The organism is Acinetobacter sp. YH01019 (assembly GCF_013420285.1).
GTDB lineage: Bacteria > Pseudomonadota > Gammaproteobacteria > Pseudomonadales > Moraxellaceae > Acinetobacter > Acinetobacter gandensis.
In genome coordinates this window covers 40,122-61,697 of the sequence record NZ_VOYM01000011.1, presented here as the reverse complement: position 1 = coordinate 61,697, position 21,576 = coordinate 40,122, and the positions used below count along the sequence as shown (strand labels likewise).

22 protein-coding genes and 2 pseudogenes are annotated in these 21,576 nt (G+C 39.4%); 4 read left to right on the top strand and 20 right to left on the bottom strand.

Annotation, left to right across the window (positions count from 1 at the left end; all coding sequences use genetic code 11):
* A pseudogene (locus FTT84_RS04735) lies at window positions 1–100 on the top strand (IS1 family transposase); the annotation flags it as partial.
* Window positions 101–127: 27 nt separating this feature from the next.
* Window positions 128–538: pseudogene (locus FTT84_RS04730) on the top strand (MarR family winged helix-turn-helix transcriptional regulator); the annotation flags it as partial.
* A 21-nt stretch (window positions 539–559) separates the two neighbouring features.
* Here the strand turns inward: FTT84_RS04730 and FTT84_RS04725 are convergent.
* From FTT84_RS04725 to FTT84_RS04700, 6 genes are all read right to left on the bottom strand, one after another.
* A complete protein-coding gene (locus FTT84_RS04725; protein WP_180080172.1) occupies window positions 560–1,219 on the bottom strand; it encodes an SOS response-associated peptidase family protein in 660 nt (219 codons plus the stop codon).
* A gap of 107 nt (window positions 1,220–1,326) precedes the next feature.
* The gene (locus tag FTT84_RS04720) at window positions 1,327–2,769 is read right to left on the bottom strand and encodes an aldehyde dehydrogenase family protein (protein ID WP_180080169.1); all 1,443 of its coding nucleotides are present in this window, start codon (window positions 2,767–2,769) and stop codon (window positions 1,327–1,329) included.
* A 111-nt stretch (window positions 2,770–2,880) separates the two neighbouring features.
* Window positions 2,881–3,357 carry a hypothetical protein gene (locus FTT84_RS04715; protein WP_180080166.1) on the bottom strand — a complete coding sequence of 159 codons (477 nt, stop codon included), beginning with the start codon at window positions 3,355–3,357 and terminating at the stop codon, window positions 2,881–2,883.
* Window positions 3,358–3,446: 89 nt separating this feature from the next.
* Entirely contained in the window at window positions 3,447–5,609 is a 2,163-nt protein-coding gene (locus FTT84_RS04710; RefSeq protein ID WP_067767448.1) for a malate synthase G, read from the bottom strand.
* A gap of 525 nt (window positions 5,610–6,134) precedes the next feature.
* A complete protein-coding gene (zapE, locus tag FTT84_RS04705; RefSeq protein ID WP_067767451.1) occupies window positions 6,135–7,286 on the bottom strand; it encodes a cell division protein ZapE in 1,152 nt (383 codons plus the stop codon).
* Window positions 7,287–7,370: 84 nt separating this feature from the next.
* The gene (locus FTT84_RS04700; RefSeq protein WP_180058804.1) at window positions 7,371–8,378 is read right to left on the bottom strand and encodes an AraC family transcriptional regulator; all 1,008 of its coding nucleotides are present in this window, start codon (window positions 8,376–8,378) and stop codon (window positions 7,371–7,373) included.
* Window positions 8,379–8,532: 154 nt separating this feature from the next.
* Here FTT84_RS04700 and FTT84_RS04695 point away from each other — a divergent pair, with 154 nt between their 5' ends.
* Window positions 8,533–10,062: an NAD(P)/FAD-dependent oxidoreductase gene (locus tag FTT84_RS04695; protein WP_067767624.1), complete on the top strand. Its 1,530-nt coding sequence runs from the start codon at window positions 8,533–8,535 to the stop codon at window positions 10,060–10,062.
* Between the two features lie 50 nt (window positions 10,063–10,112).
* On the top strand, window positions 10,113–11,021 hold the full coding sequence (locus FTT84_RS04690) for a lysine exporter LysO family protein (protein ID WP_180080163.1): 909 nt from the start codon (window positions 10,113–10,115) through the stop codon (window positions 11,019–11,021).
* Between the two features lie 76 nt (window positions 11,022–11,097).
* Here FTT84_RS04690 and pyrF read toward each other — a convergent pair whose 3' ends face one another.
* From pyrF to FTT84_RS04620, 14 genes are all read right to left on the bottom strand, one after another.
* On the bottom strand, window positions 11,098–11,778 hold the full coding sequence (gene pyrF / locus FTT84_RS04685; RefSeq protein ID WP_180057025.1) for an orotidine-5'-phosphate decarboxylase: 681 nt from the start codon (window positions 11,776–11,778) through the stop codon (window positions 11,098–11,100).
* Between the two features lie 252 nt (window positions 11,779–12,030).
* A complete protein-coding gene (locus tag FTT84_RS04680) occupies window positions 12,031–12,396 on the bottom strand; it encodes a lipopolysaccharide assembly protein LapA domain-containing protein (RefSeq protein ID WP_067767461.1) in 366 nt (121 codons plus the stop codon).
* A gap of 26 nt (window positions 12,397–12,422) precedes the next feature.
* Complete coding sequence (locus FTT84_RS04675; protein ID WP_067767464.1) at window positions 12,423–12,725, bottom strand: integration host factor subunit beta; 303 nt, start codon at window positions 12,723–12,725, stop codon at window positions 12,423–12,425.
* Between the two features lie 162 nt (window positions 12,726–12,887).
* The gene (gene rpsA, locus FTT84_RS04670; protein ID WP_067767467.1) at window positions 12,888–14,567 is read right to left on the bottom strand and encodes a 30S ribosomal protein S1; all 1,680 of its coding nucleotides are present in this window, start codon (window positions 14,565–14,567) and stop codon (window positions 12,888–12,890) included.
* Window positions 14,568–14,674: 107 nt separating this feature from the next.
* Complete coding sequence (gene cmk / locus FTT84_RS04665; protein WP_067767470.1) at window positions 14,675–15,358, bottom strand: (d)CMP kinase; 684 nt, start codon at window positions 15,356–15,358, stop codon at window positions 14,675–14,677.
* 15 nt (window positions 15,359–15,373) lie between these two features.
* The gene (locus FTT84_RS04660; protein WP_067767473.1) at window positions 15,374–15,805 is read right to left on the bottom strand and encodes an SRPBCC family protein; all 432 of its coding nucleotides are present in this window, start codon (window positions 15,803–15,805) and stop codon (window positions 15,374–15,376) included.
* A 27-nt stretch (window positions 15,806–15,832) separates the two neighbouring features.
* Window positions 15,833–16,384, bottom strand: a complete 552-nt coding sequence (gene tadA / locus FTT84_RS04655; protein WP_067767476.1) for a tRNA adenosine(34) deaminase TadA — start codon at window positions 16,382–16,384, stop codon at window positions 15,833–15,835.
* Between the two features lie 3 nt (window positions 16,385–16,387).
* Entirely contained in the window at window positions 16,388–17,512 is a 1,125-nt protein-coding gene (locus tag FTT84_RS04650) for an enoyl-CoA hydratase/isomerase family protein (protein ID WP_067767479.1), read from the bottom strand.
* Window positions 17,509–18,222: a uracil-DNA glycosylase gene (ung, locus tag FTT84_RS04645; protein ID WP_067767482.1), complete on the bottom strand. Its 714-nt coding sequence runs from the start codon at window positions 18,220–18,222 to the stop codon at window positions 17,509–17,511. Before ung ends, FTT84_RS04650 begins: the two co-directional genes overlap by 4 nt.
* Before the next feature lie 38 nt (window positions 18,223–18,260).
* The gene (locus FTT84_RS04640) at window positions 18,261–18,857 is read right to left on the bottom strand and encodes a 6-carboxytetrahydropterin synthase (protein WP_067767484.1); all 597 of its coding nucleotides are present in this window, start codon (window positions 18,855–18,857) and stop codon (window positions 18,261–18,263) included.
* 173 nt (window positions 18,858–19,030) lie between these two features.
* Window positions 19,031–19,978 (bottom strand): type II secretion system minor pseudopilin GspK, encoded by a 948-nt coding sequence (gene gspK / locus FTT84_RS04635; protein ID WP_180057039.1) that lies wholly within the window; start codon window positions 19,976–19,978, stop codon window positions 19,031–19,033.
* A 36-nt stretch (window positions 19,979–20,014) separates the two neighbouring features.
* Window positions 20,015–20,644 (bottom strand): type II secretion system minor pseudopilin GspJ, encoded by a 630-nt coding sequence (gspJ, locus tag FTT84_RS04630; RefSeq protein ID WP_067767490.1) that lies wholly within the window; start codon window positions 20,642–20,644, stop codon window positions 20,015–20,017.
* Window positions 20,641–21,021 (bottom strand): type II secretion system minor pseudopilin GspI, encoded by a 381-nt coding sequence (gene gspI, locus FTT84_RS04625; protein WP_067767493.1) that lies wholly within the window; start codon window positions 21,019–21,021, stop codon window positions 20,641–20,643. The genes gspJ and gspI overlap by 4 nt, the downstream gene beginning before the upstream one ends.
* Window positions 21,011–21,568, bottom strand: coding sequence for a type II secretion system protein (locus FTT84_RS04620; RefSeq protein WP_180080161.1), 558 nt, complete (start codon window positions 21,566–21,568; stop codon window positions 21,011–21,013). Before FTT84_RS04620 ends, gspI begins: the two co-directional genes overlap by 11 nt.
* Window positions 21,569–21,576: the final 8 nt, after the last annotated feature.

Here is a 21,576-nt window from a genome sequence, read left to right as displayed (position 1 = left end):
GCGTGGTTTTAGAAGAAGTTGTAATTTCTCCAAAAAGCTTGAAAACCATTTTAAAGCCTTCGACTTAACCTTCTTTTACATCAATAATGGCTTCATTTAATGTCAGCATACTTTTTAAAACACCACCAATTTTCCATTCTATTGGGTAACTCAAGTTCATGCACAATACGTATTGAATGTTGATCATGCACTCAAAAAATATGGTTTAGACAACTCTCGTCGTCGCATTTTACTCGCACTTAAATCTAAACCACATGCAAGCGTTTCTGACCTTTCAGAAATGGTCGTATCTAAAATGTCGACAACAACTAAAATTGTTTATCGACTCAAAGATGAAGGTTTAGTTGATACTTATTCATGTGAAGATGATGCACGAATTACCCGTGTCATTTTGACTGAAAAAGGCTCAGAAATGACACAAAAAATTAATGATTTAACTAATGTCGTTCTTGAGCAATCATTTGAAGGTTTAACGCCATTACAAATTGAAAAAACTATGGAAAGTTTGAAACACATCTTCAAAAACTTAGCACGCTAAACATTCTGCATCACCGAAGTATCAATCGAAAAAGTTCAGTTGGGGACTGATTTTTTCGATTTTTATTTTGGGTACATGCGTACATTCAAATTCTTCAACTGGGAATCCGTGTATAAAACTGCTTATGTCAGAGCTTCTCCATGTGAGCCATTCTTGTAATCGGTCATGAGGAATAATAATAACTGAGCGTTTAACATCACCAGGCTCATGAAAGTCCTTCATCATTTCATGATCAATCGCATCCATGGTAATCATGCTACTAGATCGTATAATTTCATCCCCTTGTTTGCAGATTTCATAAAGTGCTGCAATATAAAAAGCTTGCCCATCTTTACGTCGAACACCCCATCGCTGAGGCTTATTTTCTATATATTTGGATTCATAAAATTCAGAAACGGGTATAACACCAAACTTACATTTAGAAATTGAATTTAAAAATGTTGGCTTTTGAAATAAGGTTTCATTGCGTGCATTATAGGTTTTTAATGCAATAGATTTGTCTTCTGCCCATTTCGGTACCATACCAAAACCAACTTTCCGCCACTCAAGTCCCTGAACAGATGCAAACAAAAGCGGCAGTTCATAATTTGGATACACCTCATTGGGATAATCAAAAGTGATCTCAGGTAAATTTAGTGACTTTAACTGAGCTAAAGTAATGGGTTTGAAATTGGCGCACATAATATACCAATGCGGTTCTCACAAATGAATACTCAGTCTTTCATAAATAAGTAAAGATTGAAATTTAAAAGCGCACCAATTGGTACGCTTTTATTAAAATGTTTAGTTTAGACTGGAAAAGTTTGCCAATGAGTGCGGGTAAATTCTTCAAAGATCCATTCCCCATTAAAACGCCCTAGTCCTGAATTTCGTTCACCACCAAACGGTGCATTGGCATGGTCTGCAACACTAATGCCATTAATGTGGGTCATTCCAATATCAAGTTTGGATGCAAACTCCCCACCACGTTCTAAATTCGAAGTACAGACTGCACTCGACAAACCAAAACGGGTTGAATTGGCAATTTCAAGTGCATGTTCCTCATTTTGAACTTTGATAATAGGCAATACTGGGCCAAAGCTTTCTTCCAGGGCAATATCTGCATGTGGATCCACTTCAGTAAAGATATGTGGTGCAACTACTTGCCCTTCTATACCACCTGCATAAGCTAAAATTGCATTGTGCTGAATGGCATTTTGAATAATGGTTTTGAGTTTATCCACTTGGCTAGCATTAATGATTGGACCGATTAAGGTATCCGCCTGATTAGGATCACCGACGACAATTGTTTTTACTCGCTGAATAAGCTTATCCACATAAGCATCATGTATAGATTCATCCACAATGACGCGGTTCGTACTCATACAGATTTGACCTTGATGCAAAAACCGCCCCATTACAGTCAATTCAACAGCTAAATCTAAATCTGCATCATCCAAAATTACCAATGGCGCATTACCACCCAACTCAAGTGCAAGCCGCTTAATTCGTGAACTTGCCAAAGCTTTCACGCCAACTTGCTTACCGACTTCTGTAGAGCCAGTAAAAGAAATCATTTTCGGTACAGAATGTTCTACAAAATAATCCCCAATTTCACTGCCGCTGCCTGCAACCACATTCAATACGCCATGCGGCAAACCTGCTTCTTCAAATAATTTGCCGAGTAATGTACCACCTGTGACTGGCGTATCACTGGCTGGTTTAAGCACAACAGAGTTTCCACAAGCAATCGCTGTCACCACAGAACGCATCGATAAATGAAATGGAAAGTTCCATGGGCTAATCACAGCTATGACACCCAATGGCTTGCGCAGTACAAAACTCTTTCGGCTCGGATCTTTACTCTCCAGTTGCGTGGTTTGCATTTTTTCAGGAAAACTCAGAGATTCTTTGATAATGCCAAGTGCTGCATCAACTTCAATATTGGCTTTTAAACGTGTACTACCGGATTCATCAATCAACCATTGAATAATTTCTTCGCGGCGCTGCTGAATTATTTCGCTCAACAGAGTAATGACTTGCTTACGAACTTGAATTGCTTTGATTCGTTCATCTTTAAAAGCGTATTCTGCAGCACTATAAGCACTATCTACATCAACACTACTAGCAGCTTGTAAGTCAAAAATGAGCGTTTGATTATATGGATTTAGATTTTGGATATTACGTGTTGATGTACCGGCTCGCCATTGCCCGCCTATATATTGTAGGTCTAAAGCAGTGTATGCTGACATGATTTCAGTCCTATTTTTATCATTCGTTCCAATGTAAAGGCTTCAGCTGTGAAAAGCTATGATAAAAACAGGATGAAACTTTATTATTAATTTCTTTTACAACCCTATAAGTTAAACAGGCTTATTAATCTGCTGCATCGCTTTATAGATTCGCCAATATATATAACAGCTTATGATAACTTCAATACTCAAGTCTTTAATTGTGGTGATTTGCTCAAGCAGTGCCTCATCCATATTCACAGTCAACATGGGTAACAGCGCTTCGATGACAAAAACAATCACGATAAAAAGAACTAAAGTCTGAATAGTCACGGGCAAATACAATGCGATAAAGCGTTTTAAAAAATCTCGGCCATGCTTCCCACCATTGACTTTAAAGATGGCATTCACCCAGCTAACCAAAAGCCCTATTTGCAGAATAAATGAAGCCCAAGCTTCAGTTAGTTTAGATTCTGGGGTTAAGGTCAGCGCTAAGTAGCTAAAGAAAATCAATATTGAGCTGGCAATATAGTAGTTTTTATAATGGGTTTCTGAAACTTTATTCAGTCGTATATCCTCCACCAACCGATTTACATTCCATAAATACATGGCGTTTCCTTTTCATTTTTTATGTCGACATTCTAACTTTCTCAAGCAATAAAAAAAGCCTCCGAAGAGGCTTTTTTTGGATTTACAGATTAGTCACCTGTATAACCTTTTAATTTTAAACGGTAAGCATGAAGAAGCGGCTCTGTATAACCAGAAGGCTGCTCGCCACCTTTGAATACTAAGTCATAAGCTGCTTTGTATGCATAACCATCAAAGCCTGGGGCCATTGGTGTGTAAAGTGGATCGTTGGCATTTTGCTCATCCACAACTTTCGCCATGCGCTTAAATACTTCTTCAACTTGTTCAGCAGTTACGATACCGTGACGTAACCAGTTCGCAACGTGTTGAGAAGAAATACGTAAAGTTGCACGGTCTTCCATCAAACCCACGTTGTTGATGTCTAGAACTTTTGAACAACCTACACCCAAATCAACCCAACGAACGACATAACCTAAGATGCCTTGAAGGTTATTTTCGAGTTCTTTAGTTTTCTCTTCTTCAGACCAGTTTGTATCTGTCGCTAAAGGCGGCGTTAACAAGTCATCTAAAGATAGCGGCTGAGTATTCAACAACTCTTTTTGACGCTCAGAAACATTGCACTGATGGTAGTGAATCGCGTGAATTACAGCGCCAGATGGAGACGGAACCCATGCACAGCTTGCGCCAGCTTCTGGATGCTCAATCTTCGTTTTGTACATATCAAGCAACATATCTGGTTTTGGCCACATGCCTTTACCGATTTGCGCTTTACCACGTAAGCCTGCTTGTAGACCGATCATCACGTTACGGTTTTCGTAAGCTGGGAACCAGATTTGAGATTTCACTTCGCCTTTACGAACGAATGGACCTGCTTCCATGAAAGTATGGATTTCGTCACCTGTACGGTCCATGAAACCTGTATTAATAAAGATCGTGCGATCTTTCGCTTGTGCGATACAGTTTTTCAAGTTCACAGAAGTACGACGTTCTTCGTCCATGATACCGATTTTCAAAGTCTTCGCAGGTAGACCAAGCGCTTGTTCAGCACGCTCAAATAATTCAACTGCAAATGCAACTTCTTCTGGACCGTGCATTTTTGGTTTAACGATGTACATAGAACCTTTACGAGAGTTCTTGTTTTCGTTTTCGCCCTTGATGTCTGCAAACGTCAATAACGGTGTGATCAATGCATCCATGATGCCTTCGTAGATTTCAGCACCATCTACAAGGATCGCAGGGTTTGTCATCAAATGACCCACGTTACGAAGAAGCATCAATGAACGACCGTGAAGCGTAGTTTCACCACCGATCAAGTTTTTGTGCGTACGGTCTTTGTTCAATGTACGAGTAACAGTTTTACCATTTTTCTCAATAGACTCAGAAAGTGTACCTTTCATTAAGCCTAACCAGTTACGGTAGCCTTCAACTTTCTCTTCAGCATCAACTGCAGCAATTGAGTCTTCCAAATCTTGAATTGTGGTTACCGCAGCTTCAAGAACTAAGTCTTTAACGCCAGCAGCATCTGTTGAACCAATTGGACTCGTCGCATCAACTTCAATGATTACATGTAAACCATTGTTTAAAAGTACGATTTCAGTTGGTGCAGCTTCGTCACCATTAAAACCAACAAACTGAGCTTCTTTCGCTAAAGTTGCAGTTGAGCCATCTTTTAGGCTTACAACTAACTTTTTGCCCTCTACCGCATATTTAGTTGCATCTGCATGCGAACCATTAGCTAGCGGGAAAGTTTCATTTAAGAAGTTTTTAGCAAATTCGATAACTTTTGCGCCACGAGCTGGGTTATAGCCCTTACCTTTTTCCGCGCCGCCTTCTTCAGAGATCACGTCAAAACCGTAAAGCGCATCGTAGAGTGAACCCCAACGTGCATTCGCAGCGTTTAAGCAGTAACGTGCATTACGCACAGGTACTACCAATTGCGCACCAGCCAATAATGCGATTTCTTCGTCTACATTTTCTGTGCTGATTTGAAAATCTTCTACTTCTGGTAATAAGTAGCCAATTTCAGTAAGGAAAGCTTTGTAAGCTTCGAGTTCAAATTTGTTGTTGCGGTGCCATTCATCAATTTTAGCTTGAATGTCGTCACGCTTAGCCAATAGTGCTTTGTTCTTTGGGCTAAGATCGACAACGACTTGTTCAAAGTTTTTCCAGTAAGTTTCACTATCTAAACCTGAACCCGGTAGTGCTTCATTTTCGATGAAATCGTAAAGTTCTTTAGCAATCGCTAACTTGCCTTTTTGAATACGTGCAGTCATTGTCTTTCCTGATATTGCTATTTTTTATAACAAGAGATTCTAGTATACCCATTTATACTTTGCTGAATAGTACTATCACATTCCTAAATAATGATCATTTTCTATGTAATGAAATACCCTCATCATTCAACATAATAAAGATCAGAAATACGACGTCATCATCAGCCTGAATACCTTTTTACAGTGTATAAAGTTTTTGAAATGTCGAAATTAGACTTAAGTGCAGAATTTTGTTCTAAAACTGAACAAATAGACCCAAGCATCTAACAAACTCACTCGATTAAGCCATGAAATACGCTGAATGTCGATGCTGCAACTTCAACCAATCAGTTTAAATTTAACGCTTTTATCGTTGAATTATTAAACAGCCCGACTTCTTATTAAATGATGCTTTTATCTTGCGAAATCGCTTTTAAAGTCGATTGTTCGTTCTACATTTTTTCTTATCTATACAAGTAATCTAAAACTAAAAATCAAAAAAAAGAACGCCATCAAGACGTTCTTTTTTCATTACAACAAAAACTCTTAATTTTCTACGGTAGATTCTGGTGCATTGATTTGACGATGCGATGTTTGAAGATAATCATCAGACTGCATTTCAAGCAAACGTGAGCGGGTACGCTCAATTTCAAATGCCAACTTCTCACCTTGATAAATATCAATAATACTATCTTCAGATGTAAGGAGTAATTTTACGCCACGATCATAGAATTCATCGACCAAATAAATAAAACGACGTGTACCTTCAGAAAGGTAATCTGTTAAATGCGGAACATTACTCACCAAAACCGTATTATAAATATTGGCAATTTCAATAAAGTCTGCAGGACTACGTGGCTTCAAGCATAGCTCAGAATATTCACACCAAAGCACATCCTCAGTATGGCCAATCGTTTCCACAATTCGATTATTAATTAAAATTGCTTCTTGTGACTGCACCTGTGTTTGCGTCAATGCTGTAAAGCGCTGTGCCATCCACAACTTATGTTCGTGGGTTAAGGGTGATTTAAACAACTGTGCTTGCTTCAATACACGTAAACGGTAATCCACACCTGCATCGACATTTAAAATCACGCAGTTCTTTTTCACCATTTCAATGGTCGGAATAAAACGGTCACGATGAATACCATTTTTATATAAACCATCTGGTGCAATGTTTGAAGTTGCTACAAGTGTGATTCCACGTGTAAATAATTTCTGGAACAAGTCACTTAAAATCATTGCATCAGTAACGTTCGATACAAAGAACTCATCGAAACAAATCACCACAGCTTCTTTGTAAATTTGATCTGCAACAAGCTCTAATGGATTACGTTGTCCTGATAGCTTATTTAACTCGCGATGCACATATTGCATGAAGTGATGGAAATGCATACGGGTTTTACGGCGAAATGGTACAGATTCATAGAACTGATCCATTAACCATGTTTTACCACGACCTACACCACCCCACATGTACACACCCTTCGGTGCAGTTTGACGGCGGAAGCGACGGAATGCTTTTTTCGACGCTTTAAAACGCTGTATTAATTCCTGCCAAACACGATCCAGCTCATGCACTGCTTGCGCCTGCTCTTGATCTGGTAAAAATTGACCAGATGCTAAAGCTTGAGCATAACGCTCAGCCGGTGAAATCGGTGTGAAAGAGGTGTTTTGTGTAGACTGAAATTCGGACATATCATTGAATACTTTTTTGGGCTACATAAATTATAGCGGAGATTGAATTTGAAGATATAACACTTTGGCATTAATCAACTTAGGCTATTTGTTATATTGACGCGGACTATGACCAAACCAGCGTTTAAATGCGTGATTGAACGCCGCCGGCTCAGAATAACCGAGCAATTCTGCAATCATTTCAATTGAATACTCATTATATTCAATCAGGCGTAAAGCCTTATCTTTAATAATATCTTCACGAATTTGCTTATAACTGGTATTTAACTGCTGCAATTGATGACGTAAAGTTCGTTCCGGCAAATTTAGTGCCTGTGCAGTTGCCGCCATACTCGGCATAGCTCCACTTTGCAATTCTAAATAATCCTGAACACGTTGAATTAGTGATGGTGCATTTTCATCAGCAGACAAACGCTCTAGCTCAGTAATACATTTCGACTCATACAAACGAAAGGTAATAATATCCGCCGATGGAATACGGATATCTAATACATTTTCATCAAACCAAAAGGCAGCACATGGTGCTCCAAAACGAACTTGGGTTCCATAATAGTCTGTGTACATTTGCAGCTTTTCAGCTTGTTCAGGTTGAGCAAATGGCAAATCTATTTCAACTTGAGGCGTCGAAAGCCCCATCATCTTATATAAGTCACGAATGAACTTATACGTCCCAGAAATTTCAGACTGCGCAAGTAAAGCACCCAAAGGTGAATACACATCTTGCGGCTGATAGCATAGTGCAACTTTATGGTTACTCATTTGCAAACTCAACCGTCCAGTTAAGTGCGTCAGTTGTTGAAAACGAATACCTTGATTAAGTGCTTGGCGTAATGTGTCACTGGTGACCAAAAGCATCAGCAATGGACCATATCCAGCGAGTGCATAATGCTGCCCTATATAAAGTCCTTGCTCAGGTTCTACATCTTTACCTATAACTTTAAGGACATCCCATTCCAAACTCGGATGTATAACAGATGTGGGATCAAGTGCATCAACACGCAGCCCAATGCTTTGCAAACGCTGATCTACATCTACGCCTGCTTTACGCATACCTTGCACTAAATACATCAGGCTGAGAATAGATCGCTTCATAGACTCTAGAAAATATAAATTTCTTCTTTTTTACTACAAAATGATGACTTTGAAAATTGCCGTTTTGATCAATATTCCTGTCATCACTATCATATGCTTTGAATAGCTAGGTCATATATGCTAGTTAAAAAATAAGCATGGATTTCTCAGCATGATGCCAGAAGCAACAACAAAAACATCTCAAAACAAGACCACACCAAACACACTTCGCACTCAAGTTGCCATTATTGGCGGCGGTTTTGGTGGAATAGCGATGGCGATACGCTTACTCCAACAAGGCAATCAAGACTTTCTAATTTTAGAAAAAGCCAATGAGTTCGGCGGAACGTGGCGTGAAAACCGTTATCCAGGCGCTGCATGTGATGTGCAGTCACATATGTACTCTCTTTCATTTGCACCTAAAACAGATTGGTCTAAACGCTATGCTGAAGCCCCAGAAATATTTAGCTATATCCAAAGCGTAACTCAAGAATATAACCTCAAACAATTCTGCCGCTTTAATTGCGAAGTTTTATCTGCCAAGTATGATGAGCAAAACTGTGAATGGAAACTTGATTTAAAAGATCAATCTACACTGATTGCTCAATATGTCATTTTTGCTTCAGGCCCACTGCATGTACCGCAAATTCCACATATTCAGGGTATTGATAAATTTAAAGGCAAGGTTTTTCACTCCTCACAATGGGAACATGACTACTCACTTGAAGGTAAAACAGTTGCTTCGATTGGCACTGGTGGCAGTGCAATTCAGTACATTCCTGAAATTGCCCCTCAAACTAAGCAACTTTACGTTTTTCAACGGACTGCTGCTTGGGTCATTCCACGTGATGAACGTAGTTATCATGGTTTAGAAAAATCATTATTTAAAAAATATAATTGGTTTCGAAAAATTCACCGTGCTCGCCTGTATTGGACCAACGAATCACGTGTCGTTCCAATTGTTAAGCCTATGACCATGAAATACGCACAAAAACTTGCTGAGTTATATATTAAATATCAAGTAAAAGATCCTTCTTTGGCGCAAAAGTTGATACCCAACTACATTATGGGCTGTAAGCGTATTCTTATCTCTAATAAATATTTTCCAACCTTTAACCGTAAAAATGTGGAATTGGTAACAGATGCCATTCAAGAGATCACTGAAAATAGCATTATTACCAAAGATGGAAAATCCCGTGAAATTGACTGCTTAATCTACGGGACTGGTTTTATTACTGACCCACGTATTTATCTCAAGTCCTTTGAATGTATTGGTGAAGAAGGTAAAGAACTGAAGCAGCAGTGGCAAGATGGCGCAGAGAGTTATTACGGCATTAGTACTAAAGGCTTTCCAAATTTGTTTCAACTATTAGGGCCAAATACTGTACTTGCACATAACTCTGTGGTCTTTATGATCGAAGCGCAAGTCGAGTATATTTTACAAATGATGAAACTGGTTTCAAAGAGTAAATCCAATGCCATTGTGGTTAAAGATGAAACTCAAAACCAATACAATGATTATGTGCAACACATGCTTGAAGGTACAGTTTGGCAGTCAGGTTGCGTCAGTTGGTATCAACAAAATGGTGGTAAAAACTTTGCATTATGGCCAACGTATACATGGAAATACTGGCTTGCTACACGCAAAGTTAACCCGGCAGACTTCAGACTTTTAAGTAAAAGCAAAGCAAGTCATGCAGCTTAAGCAATAACAGTTCATAATAAGCAGATATTGATTATCTGCTTATTGATTTTATGCAATCTTTTTGGTTAATTTTTCAACTCTTAGCATGCCTAGGATTAGGTTTTCTTTTTGCTAAAAGACTTCCAAGCTGGTTAGAAAAACTAGCTTTCAAAATACTTCCCTATTTCACCTATGTTTTACTATTTGCGATTGCAATCGAATTTTCTGAAACAATTCATACCATTACTGCGCCTTGGCAAATCCTTTCATCAGCTATGCTCATTGCTCTAAGCACATCGGTTGGTGCTTTTATTTGTTGTTATATTTTATTTAAATCATTGGGCTATCAACCCAGTCATGGCAAAGTATCCATGCAATTGGTCACGAGCTCACTGATTAATATCAGCTACGCATTTATCGCCCTAGGTGCTGGCTATGCTTTCGCTGAAATCGTCGCATATTTCCATATTAACCCACACATCAGTACATGGAATTTACTTTTAGTTTTTATGTTCCTGATTGGACTTGACCTTGCTTATTCTCCACTCGACCGTTCTTGGTTAAATTGGAAAATTTTCCTCGTGCCTTTAGGTTGTATTGTTGGGTCATTAATTGGAGCATTTATTGCTGCATATTTTTTACCTAATATAAATTTAAAAGATTTAATTATGCTGTCTCAGGGTTATGGTTTCTATTCCATGACGGGTATTGTGGTTACAGAATTAAAGAATGCACATTTAGGCAGTATTGCACTGATGAATGATTTATTTAGAGAAATCTTTGCAATCGTATTTATGTATATTATTGGCTGGCGTTATCCACGATCAGCTATTTCATCTGCAGGTGCAACAGCAATGGACGTTACATTACCAATGGTGAAACAAGCCTGTGGTAATGATTTTATTCCACATGCAATGGTAAGTGGTTTTATCTTATCAGTACTCGCACCAATATTTGTGAGTATATTGGCAGCTATCTAACCCCTCACCTAAATCCTCTCCCAAAGGGAGAGGAGCTCCTCCTTCCCATGGCAGAGAGTTAGAGAGAGGGTAAATATTAAAGTGTCGCTAAAATATCTTTCATTGTCTGACGCATATTTTCCGACTTGGTAATCGGACGACCAATCACCAAATGGGTAGAACCATCAAGCATCGCTTGTTTCGGTGTCACAATACGTTTCTGATCATCTGCTGCTGAGCCTTCAGGACGAATACCAGGTGTAACCAAAGCAAAATCATTTCCCAATGTATCACGCAACATTTTTGCTTCTTGTGCTGAACATACTACGCCATCCAGACCACTTTCTTTTGTCAGTGTTGCAAGACGCTTCACATGCTCAAACGGCTCTATATCTAGACCCAAATCTTTTAAGTCTTCGCGACCCATTGACGTCAAAACAGTTACGGCAATTAACTGTGTATTATAACTACCCGCTTTTAAACGCTCTACACAAGTTTCCATCATTTTACGGCCGCCAGACGCGTGAACATTCACCATCCAAACGCCCATATCTGCCGCTGCACATACCGCTTGTGCTGTGGTATTCGGAATATCGTGGAATTTTAAATCCAAAAAGACTTCGAAACCTTTGTCATGTAATGCTTTAACAACAGATGGTCCTTCGTGAGTAAATAGCTCTTTACCAACTTTTACCCGACATAATGCAGGATCTAACTGCTCTGCAATTGTAAGTGCGTCATATTGGCTTTTAGCATCTAATGCAACAATGATACTCAAGAGATCTACCCTTCATTCTGACAAAATAAAAAGCATTATAAATACATTCCACGTGCGCAGATAGTCATAAAACTCAAGTTAATTGAATCGTTTAATTTAAACCAAGCTATGTAATTATTTTATATAGAATATGTGAGTTTGAGAAAATGAAATCCCATAAAAAAACACCCTAGTATTCACTAGAGTGTTCAAAATAATAAATTTAAGTGACTGTTAGAAAATTAACAGTACACCTAATCAGCAAATATTGCTTTATAACGGATTTGAAGGATGCTCATTCGCATCAATATCTAATACTGTCTTTTCATGACGAGTATGAGCTGCAGCTTCAGCAGCAGCCAGTTGAGCAGTTTGAATCTGCTCCTTACGTAGACGGTCAATATCTTTACGTAAACGCTTAATTTCCCAATTGTTCTGAAATACTCGGAACACTTGAACAGCAATTAAAAGACCTAAAACTATACCTAAAGCAAGTGTTAAGAGTAGTAAAAGCCCCAATCGCATTGCAGGTACTTGTGTAAACAACAAGTCTACTGAAAGCTCAGTTCCATTTTGTAGAACCATCGCCAATGAGTAACCAAAAAGTACGACTAATATAACGACCAATACATAACGCATAAATACCCCTAACTTTCTTTATAGTATTAGTTTGCTGATTCGTTTACCGCATCACGTAAAGCCTTACCTGGTTTAAAGTGAGGTACAGCTTTAGCAGCAACTTCTACAGACTTACCAGTCTTCGGGTTACGACCTACACGTGGTTCACGGTGGTGCAAGGCAAAACTACCAAAACCACGAATCTCGATTCGATTATCAGTTGATAATGCTTCAATCATCTGATCAATCATAATCTTAACAGCTTCTTCCACTAATGGTTCAGCTAGGTGTGGATTTTTAAGAGAAATACGCTCTATTAAGTCAGACTTATTAAGTGCTTCAGTAGTCATCTGCGACCTCTTTAATTATCAAGCTATTTAGGATCTATTCGCCGATAATAACCTGTTTAAATACAAAACGGTAGCGTAATAATCACTTACTACGCTACCGTTACAGTAATTGTGTAAAAAGTATTAATTAACTTACATTAACAATACAATTCAAACGCTTACTTAGTGGTTCATTTGAGCTTTGATCAAATCACCAATAGTCTTAGGACCATTGTCTGAAGTTGCTGTAGCTGTCTTGTTAAGGTTAGCTACTGCTTCTTTTTCTTCAGCTTCGTCTTTCGCTTTGATAGACAAGTTGATAGAACGTGATTTGCGGTCTACGTTGATGATTTTCGCTTCAACTTCTTGACCAACTTCAAGGAACTTAGTTGCATCTTCAACGCGATCGCGGTTGATTTCAGATGCTTTAAGAGTCGCTTCAACTTCGTCAGCCAACTTAACAGTAGCGCCTTTAGCGTCAACTGCAGTTACAGTACCCTTAACCAATGCACCACGTTCGTTGTTCGCAAGGAAATCATTGAACGGATCGTTGTTCATTTGTTTGATACCAAGGCTGATACGGTTGCCTTCAGCGTCAACTGAAAGGATAACCGCTTCAACTGTGTCACCTTTCTTGTAACGACGGATAGCTTCTTCGCCTTGTTCGTTCCAAGAGATGTCTGACAAGTGAACTAGGCCATCGATGCCGCCTGGTAAACCAATGAAGATACCAAAGTCAGTGATAGATTTGATCGTACCAGAAACTTTTTCGCCTTTGTCGTGGTCTTTAGCAAACTCTTCCCATGGGTTAGCACGAGTTTGTTTGATACCAAGAGAAATACGACGACGTTCTTCATCAACTTCAAGAACCATAACATCAACTTCGTCACCGATCTGAACTACTTTAGATGGGTGGATGTTTTTGTTAGTGTGATCCATTTCTGAAACGTGTACTAAACCTTCAACACCTTCAGCGATTTCTGCGAAACAGCCGTAGTCAGTTAAGTTAGTAACGCGTGCTTTAACGATAGAACCTTTAGGGTAACGGTTCATGATCGCTAACCATGGATCTTCGCCTAATTGTTTAAGACCTAAAGATACGCGGTTACGTTCACGGTCAAATTTAAGTACTTTAACAGTAACTTCTTGGCCAACTTCAACAACTTCTGAAGGGTGCTTGATGCGTTTCCAAGCCATATCAGTGATGTGAAGAAGACCATCAATACCGCCAAGGTCAACGAATGCGCCGTAGTCAGTAAGGTTTTTGATTGTACCAGTAACTGTTTGACCTTCTTCAAGCTGAGCAAGAAGAGCTTCACGGTCAGCTGAAGATTCAGCTTCCATAACAGCACGACGTGAAACAACAACGTTGTTACGTTTAGCATCAAGTTTGATTACTTTGAATTCTAACTCTTTGCCTTCTAAGTGAGTAGTATCACGAATAGGACGAGTATCAACTAAAGAACCAGGAAGGAACGCACGAACTGGACCGATGTCAACAGTGAAACCGCCTTTAACCTTACCAGAGATAACACCAGTAACGATTTCGCCGTCTTCAAAGATTTTTTCAAGTTTAGTCCAAGTTTCAGCGCGCTTAGCTTTTTCGCGAGAAAGAACTGTTTGACCCATACCGTTGTCAAGAGCTTCAACAACAACGTCTACAGTGTCGCCAACTTGAACTTCAAGTTCACGTTGTTCATTTAAGAATTCAGCGCGGTCAACAATACCTTCTGATTTAAGGCCAGTGTCAACTGTTACCCAGTCAGAATCGATGTTTACTACAACGCCTTGGATGACAGCACCCTTTTCAACGTTGAGGTTTAATTCGCTTTCTTCAAAGAGGGCTGCAAAAGATTCGGTCATGATATACCTGATAAAGTCAGCGGTCTTGGATCAGACAAGGCCGGTTTAATTAAGCGTCTACATAGTCCGTATAAGACTGATCAAGCTATGCTTCTGCTGAAAATTCTTTAGTTTGCTAATTGCTGATCGATGTAATTCGTCATCAGCGTGAATACTTCATCAATGGTTAAATTTGAACTATCAATGAAATAAGCATCAGGAGCAGGCTTGAGTGGAGCGACTGTGCGTTCCATATCTCGTTTATCGCGCGCTTCGATATTAGCTAAAATGTCGCTTATTTTAACATCCACACCCATAGCCTGCAACTGATTTACTCGACGCTCGGCACGAGACTGCGCAGAAGCGGTTAAATAAATCTTGGCTTGAGCATTTGGAAAAATAGTTGTAGCCATGTCGCGACCATCTGCAACCAATCCAGGTGATTGCGCAAATGCGTGCTGACGCTCTAACAGTGCTGTTCTAAGTGCTGGAATTGCAGCTACTTTTGATGCAAACTCACCAACACGTTCTGTACGAATAATTTTAGACACATCTTCGCCGTCCAAAAGAACGCTAATGCCACTTTCATTTGTGACAAATTTTATGTCTAAATTTGTTGCAATTTTTACGCATGATTCAAGTTGAGTGTCTAATGAATCAATCAAATCTTGCTTGTGCAATGACAATCCTAATAGACGATACAATGCACCTGAATCAAGCAAATGATACTGATAATGGGCAGCAATCTTTGCTGCTAAAGTACCCTTACCCGAACCACTTGGGCCATCAATTGTGATAATTTGAACTGTCATTGCGTTTCCACTTCGTTAAACGGTTTTTGCAAGTTTTGAAAAACCAATTTTAATCGCTGACTGTAGTTGTGCAAGGATTAATTGGCTAACAAATGGTGCTCGTGCCTGTAATTCAATCGTATAAGTGACCAAAGTACGGTTAGCATCAAGTCTTTCAAACTGAATAATACCCAAATGGTGTTTCACCAATGGGTTTTTAATAATTTTATATTCAATCCGTTGATTCGGTTCTAATAACGTAATTTGTTCTTGCAATGGTTTGATTGGACCAAAGCCCATACGGCGTACAGAACCCACTCCATCAGGACGCTCAGGGTCTGCTGAGTCTTTGACACGCACGACTTGTATCGGTGCAAATGCAACATTGTATGTTGCATGTTTAGATAGCAATTCGAAAACTTTCTCAATCGGTGCATTGAATTCTTTTTTTACTTGAATCGACTTCATGGTTGAACCTATGTTTATTTGACAATTTTAATTGTCATTCGATATTACCTGATTTTGCTGTAACTGTTCAGTGTTGTTTATTTTTTCCTGTAATTTTAATTCACGCTTTTGAGCCCGACGCATTTTAAAAAAAGTACTCAACTGTGCCGAGCATTGCTCTTGTAGACATCCTTGCTCGAAGGAAAAAATATGATTGTAATAACCTGCACTTAATAACTGACGCGCACTGACCAAAGAGCCTGCTTTAGGCTCAATTGCACCAAATACCACACGCTGAATACGTGAATGTACCAATGCCCCCACGCACATGGTGCAAGGCTCCAATGTCACATATATAGTCGCATCATCGGGTAATCGATAATTTTCTAAATTTTTACACGCTTCGCGAATCGCCACGATTTCCGCATGTGCAGTCGGATCTTGCATAGAAATAGGCGCATTAAAACCTGCACCTATCACCTTGTTTTGACTCACAATGACTGCACCAACTGGAATTTCTTGAAGTTCTGCAGCTTTTGCAGCCTGCTCATAGGCAAGCTGCATCCAATACTCGTCACTAAATTGTATTTGTTCAGACATGTATTAACTAATAACACCATAGTGTTTCAATAAAGCGTTCCAGCTTTCAATATTTGTCACAGGTGGCTCGTCTGACAAAATACCTTTAAGTGATAAGTCAGCACCTTTCTTCCACTCAGGAGAAAGGTCTTTATCAACCAAACGCGCACGAACACCTTCAATAAAGTCTGCGTGACGAATTTTCCAGTCTGAAATTTGAGTTTCAAGCTCAAATACTTCATTCCATGAATGTACTTGCTTGCCCCATTGCCACAATAGCCAAGTTAAAGCAGCTGTTGCAGGAGAACCCTTTTGCAAGTTTTCACTTGCTTGGCGCAACCAATCACTACGTGCATCACTCAGACCAATAATCGACTCATAATCATGCTCGAAGTTATGACCACGACACACACTTTGGATCACATCTAATGAATTTTGTAATGGCCCTGGCCCAACTGGACGATGCATACTATTAAGCGTGTCATCAATCGCGCGAAAATCACCTGCTGGATAATGACCCCAATCAATATTAACTACAGTTTCAAGCACATTATCACGCTGTGCATCACAAATATGTGTCGCCCAACCAATACCATAGGCACCTGCCGCCGTCATAATTGAACCTGTCAAACCAGTAAACAGGCCAATTGCACCACGATCAGCAAGGAAACGTGTAGCACCTACGTCAGGATATAAGCCAATATTAATTTCAGGCATAGCCAAACGCGAATAAGGCGTTACTAAACGAAAAGGTGCGGCCATAAACAAGCCGAGACCACCGCCCATCACATAACCCTCACCCCAAACCAATACAGGTTTAGCATAGTTATGCAATAGAAGGTCAAGCGCATATTCTTGTTCAAAAAATTGATTCGCCGTTTCAACTTCATCATTTACGACCAACTGACGAAGCTTACGAACATCACCACCCGCACAAAACGCTTTAGGCGTTGTGGAATCCAACCAAACCGCTTTTACAGATGCGTCATGTTCAAAGTCCTGAAATACTTCGAGTAGCGCGCTACAGATAGATTCATCTAAAGCATGAAGCGATTTTGGACGGTTCAAGCGCACAATGCGCCAACCGTTTTTCGCTTCTTCTACAATCAGATCTGGGTGATAATTTTTTGAAACGGGAGAATATGTCATGCGTCCAGCTGCCAGTCGATCGGCTCAATGCCATTTTGTTTAAGATAATTATTAGATTTTGAGAACACTTTACAACCGAAGAAACCACCACGGTTTGCAGCCAATGGAGATGGATGAGCTGCCTTTAGAACCAAGTGTTTATTTTGGTCGATACGTTGTCCCTTACGTTGTGCATATGCGCCCCAAAGTATAAAGACGAGATGTTCACGTTGTTCATTTAAAACATCAATAACATGGTCTGTAAAATCTTCCCATCCACGTTTTTGATGTGAAGTCGGTTGCCCAGCTTCAACAGTTAATACGCTGTTAAGTAAAAGTACACCTTGCTCTGCCCAGCGTGTTAAATCTCCATGCTTAGACACAGGAACCCCTAGGTCTGTATTTAATTCATGGAAAATATTACGCAAAGAAGGAGGCAAAGCAAGCCCCTTCTGTACTGAAAAACTTAAACCATGTGCCTGATTTGGACCATGATAAGGATCTTGCCCTAAAATCACCACTTTTACATTATCTAATGGTGTTGTATTCAGCGCATTAAAAATCAAAGCATTAGGTGGATAAATCACTTTATCCTGTTTCATTTCTTGTAGCAGAAAGTCTTTTAACTCATCCATGCGTGGGCTAAGTAAAAAATCACTCAAACCTAATTTCCAGCCGGCATCAAGCTGAACTTTTGCGAGTTTTGCTTGCTGCTGTTCTGTTAAAGACATCACTGTTACCTAATCCTAATTACAATTTTAAATATAAATTAAAGCTTCACTTGCAAATCCACAGTTGGATTTAGGAAAGTTTGACCTTGCTTTAATTTTTCATACATTTGGGTATCATTCCATTCCGCTTGCACTTGTTCTGAAAAGACAATTTGTTCAAGCGATAACAGTCCCATTTGACTATTTTCAATATCTTCTAAAAAGCTTTGCGCGTAGCCGGTGTCAGTTTCATGCACAATAACAGAATAAACTTCAACATCCCCTTCACCATTTTGGGTTTCAGTCGATTTTAAAACCTGCTGCGCCAAATAGAAGAAAATACGAGAAAACTGTTCTGCCGAAGGTGAAACTGGTAAAGCCACCCAACGTGCACTAAATTGTTTACAAGCTTTAATATATTCAGCGTCGTCATGCTGCCAAAAACAAATGGCATGATCAAAACTATCGAATAAGTCTTTAATCACACCTTTAAGCAGTCCAAAATCATACACCATTTGACCATGATCTAATCTTGATGCTTTCAGCAACAGTTCAACTTTATAGCTATGCCCATGAATTGAGCGCTTGCAACGGTCTGACGTGCAATTACGCACAATATGCGCATTTTCAAACTTAAATAACTTACGAATTAACATATGCCGTAATGCAATCAAATAATCTGTGGGTTCTCATCGATTATAAAGCAAAAGTAAAACAATGAGCATTAATTTTGCTGTTCAGCTAGATTGGCAAAACTTATCATGATTTTTTTGATTGCTCCTCGTTTTAAATACATCTAGTCTTCTAAAGATTTTATTCAGAGTCTTGATTAAAATGGCGCCATATTGCGATAAGCCACATAAACCTGCTTTTCTTGACGCACCAAGTCACTGGTAAATTGCTTCTTACGATCGCTAAGCATCACTTCAATTTGTGCTTTGAAATAATTTGATTTCACCCCAAGCTGGCTACTCACCAAATCACGATTTTCCTGACTCACTTGTGAAAACGGTTCTATAGCCCACAAATCCGTAACATTTGAAAAGTGTTCAAGTTTAGCCGAGCGTTGTTGCAAAACTTGCTCAATCGTCACTGCATCCAAACGCTCATCAATAGTCGACAATAAGAAAGCCGAAGCCGTATTAATATTCACCGTACTTTCATGTGTAGGTAAAGCACTGACATATTTTTCAATTAATCTGTATTTTCCATTTTCGAAGCCGCGTATTGATTTGAGCTCGGCTATATTGTGAAATTTAGTATTGGGTGGCAAAGGCGAATCATTCAAACTACGGTAATAAGATAGTTCCGCGCCCATTGGCCCAGCATTTTCATCATTCTCATCTTGCCAATCAATGACCGCCTGGCTGATTTCAGCAGGCAAACCTACACGCTGTAATATCTTTTCAAACCACAGCTTTGCCTTTTCATTTACAGCATCGTCAGCGGTTACCAAGCTATTTAGATTAAATTTTCCTGAGTCATCATGCAGCATGCCAGAAACAGTCCCATCTTCAACAGGAAATGCGGGCATCGGTTTCGCCCAATTTTCCTGTAAATGATCCACATCCCCAGCATTTTCTGCATCATTCACCAGCATTTCAGAAAAGAATGCTTCTGCACTTTTCGCATAAAGTAGAGACTGATTTTGACGCATTAAATACGCAGTATTTTCCGCCGTACTTGCTTGTTGTTGGGCAATACCTGCCGCCACAATCGTTGCTAAAGCAACCATGACCAATATGGTGAGTAAAGCGATCCCCTGCTGATGTTTCATTATTTCAGTCCAGCATCGTTATTCTTATTGTTTATTTTAACGACCATCTTTTTTATCCTGTAAATAATCTGTATTTAACAAACTAAATAGCCATTCATACTCCGTGCCACTAACTGCCAAATTTATTTTTATGCCGCGTGGCAACATTGCAAAAGAATCTTTATTGTTTGTATCCGCAGCACGATCAGGCCAACTGTCCGATTCACTGGGATTTAACACGACAATTTTAAACTGCTCAACATTATCTAGTAGCACACTAGAATCAGGTTGATCATTCCCTGTTTGATTTAAATTTCTAAATTTTAGTCGATAGAGTTTTTTTTCATCTGCACGATACTGATATTCTATTCGTTCGTCTGGTGCAAGTCCCTGATTAAGTGGATCAGTTACACCGGTTTTACTAAAATTAAATCGACCATTTTGTAATACTAGCGCTGGCTGTATTTCACCATTAATATTGGCTGTCAAGGGAACCGCTTGCACGGTATCTCTTAATATCTGCTGATACGCCTCTTGCAACTGACTCAATTTGGCCTCGTGCTCAGCATTTCGCTCTTTCACTTTCACTACATAATCAAATACTTTCCATCCCAAGGCAGATAGTACTGCGAAAATAGCGATCGCAACTAACAATTCAACTAATGTGAATCCATATGACCTTTTCATGATTCAGCCACACGATAATTAAAGAAAACCAAACTGGTAATTCCAGCCGCCACATCGCCAGTGTCAGCATTCAATAAACTGACTTGCACATCAACGCGTTGAACATTTGGACTAATCGTCGCTTGAGCTTTTTTATCAATCTGCCAGCGTTCGCCTTGCTGCGTAACTTGCTTGGATGCTGTCCCACTCATCCATTCACGATTTATTTCCATGTAGGCAATTTCATTTAAAGCAACAAATTGTGCTTTAGAACGTAAAACTGCATTTGCAGTAGCTTGAGTATACTGCATTGCAACATTGGACAACGCCATGGCTGCGGTTGCAAATATTGCAAGCGCAACCATCACTTCTAGCAAGGTAAATCCTTTAGCCCGCATTTATTTTACCTAAATGGTCTATTTCTATTTCTTCACCAATGGGACGTTCTTCGAAATAGAATTGAATGCGTACAGGTTTGACTTCTCCATTACCCAACCATATTAACTGAGGTGCATCATGATTTAGTAAGTCTGAATTATTGGCCTTTTCATATTGCCGATCTAATGACTGAATTGAAAATGAAACATGTTCTGGTAATTTTTTTGCCTCAAAATCTTTATAAGTTTGCCATTTATTATTTTGGTTCAATAGGCCATTTTGCTGTCTTTGTGCTTCTGGAATATATTCTTGTACCGCATAAATTGCTTGATTCACATCTGTCGCAGTTTTTTGCTCAAGGGCTAAAATACGAGATTGATCATTGGATTCACGTAAAATTCTCTTCAGATCTAATACAAATACTTCACGCGCTTGCATGGCGTTTCGCTGATCAGTCCCACCAATATTCAACAATACCAATGAAGCCATGATACCCATGATCACAATCACCACCATCAATTCTACGAGGGTGAATCCACGAACCAATGATGGTGATGTTATTTTCATAAGCAGCC

Bases quoted from the DNA above. Each gene is read 5' to 3' on its own strand.
- FTT84_RS04725 (WP_180080172.1), bottom strand. From the start codon at position 1,219: ATGTGCGCCAATTTCAAACCCATTACTTTAGCTCAGTTAAAGTCACTA.
- FTT84_RS04720 (WP_180080169.1), bottom strand. From the start codon at position 2,769: ATGTCAGCATACACTGCTTTAGACCTACAATATATAGGCGGGCAATGG.
- FTT84_RS04715 (WP_180080166.1), bottom strand. From the start codon at position 3,357: ATGTATTTATGGAATGTAAATCGGTTGGTGGAGGATATACGACTGAAT.
- FTT84_RS04710 (WP_067767448.1), bottom strand. From the start codon at position 5,609: ATGACTGCACGTATTCAAAAAGGCAAGTTAGCGATTGCTAAAGAACTT.
- zapE (WP_067767451.1), bottom strand. From the start codon at position 7,286: ATGTCCGAATTTCAGTCTACACAAAACACCTCTTTCACACCGATTTCA.
- FTT84_RS04700 (WP_180058804.1), bottom strand. From the start codon at position 8,378: ATGAAGCGATCTATTCTCAGCCTGATGTATTTAGTGCAAGGTATGCGT.
- FTT84_RS04695 (WP_067767624.1), top strand. From the start codon at position 8,533: ATGCCAGAAGCAACAACAAAAACATCTCAAAACAAGACCACACCAAAC.
- FTT84_RS04690 (WP_180080163.1), top strand. From the start codon at position 10,113: ATGCAATCTTTTTGGTTAATTTTTCAACTCTTAGCATGCCTAGGATTA.
- FTT84_RS04680 (WP_067767461.1), bottom strand. From the start codon at position 12,396: ATGCGTTATGTATTGGTCGTTATATTAGTCGTACTTTTTGGTTACTCA.
- FTT84_RS04675 (WP_067767464.1), bottom strand. From the start codon at position 12,725: ATGACTACTGAAGCACTTAATAAGTCTGACTTAATAGAGCGTATTTCT.
- rpsA (WP_067767467.1), bottom strand. From the start codon at position 14,567: ATGACCGAATCTTTTGCAGCCCTCTTTGAAGAAAGCGAATTAAACCTC.
- cmk (WP_067767470.1), bottom strand. From the start codon at position 15,358: ATGACAGTTCAAATTATCACAATTGATGGCCCAAGTGGTTCGGGTAAG.
- FTT84_RS04660 (WP_067767473.1), bottom strand. From the start codon at position 15,805: ATGAAGTCGATTCAAGTAAAAAAAGAATTCAATGCACCGATTGAGAAA.
- tadA (WP_067767476.1), bottom strand. From the start codon at position 16,384: ATGTCTGAACAAATACAATTTAGTGACGAGTATTGGATGCAGCTTGCC.
- FTT84_RS04650 (WP_067767479.1), bottom strand. From the start codon at position 17,512: ATGACATATTCTCCCGTTTCAAAAAATTATCACCCAGATCTGATTGTA.
- ung (WP_067767482.1), bottom strand. From the start codon at position 18,222: ATGTCTTTAACAGAACAGCAGCAAGCAAAACTCGCAAAAGTTCAGCTT.
- FTT84_RS04640 (WP_067767484.1), bottom strand. From the start codon at position 18,857: ATGTTAATTCGTAAGTTATTTAAGTTTGAAAATGCGCATATTGTGCGT.
- gspK (WP_180057039.1), bottom strand. From the start codon at position 19,978: ATGAAACATCAGCAGGGGATCGCTTTACTCACCATATTGGTCATGGTT.
- gspJ (WP_067767490.1), bottom strand. From the start codon at position 20,644: ATGAAAAGGTCATATGGATTCACATTAGTTGAATTGTTAGTTGCGATC.
- gspI (WP_067767493.1), bottom strand. From the start codon at position 21,021: ATGCGGGCTAAAGGATTTACCTTGCTAGAAGTGATGGTTGCGCTTGCA.
- FTT84_RS04620 (WP_180080161.1), bottom strand. From the start codon at position 21,568: ATGAAAATAACATCACCATCATTGGTTCGTGGATTCACCCTCGTAGAA.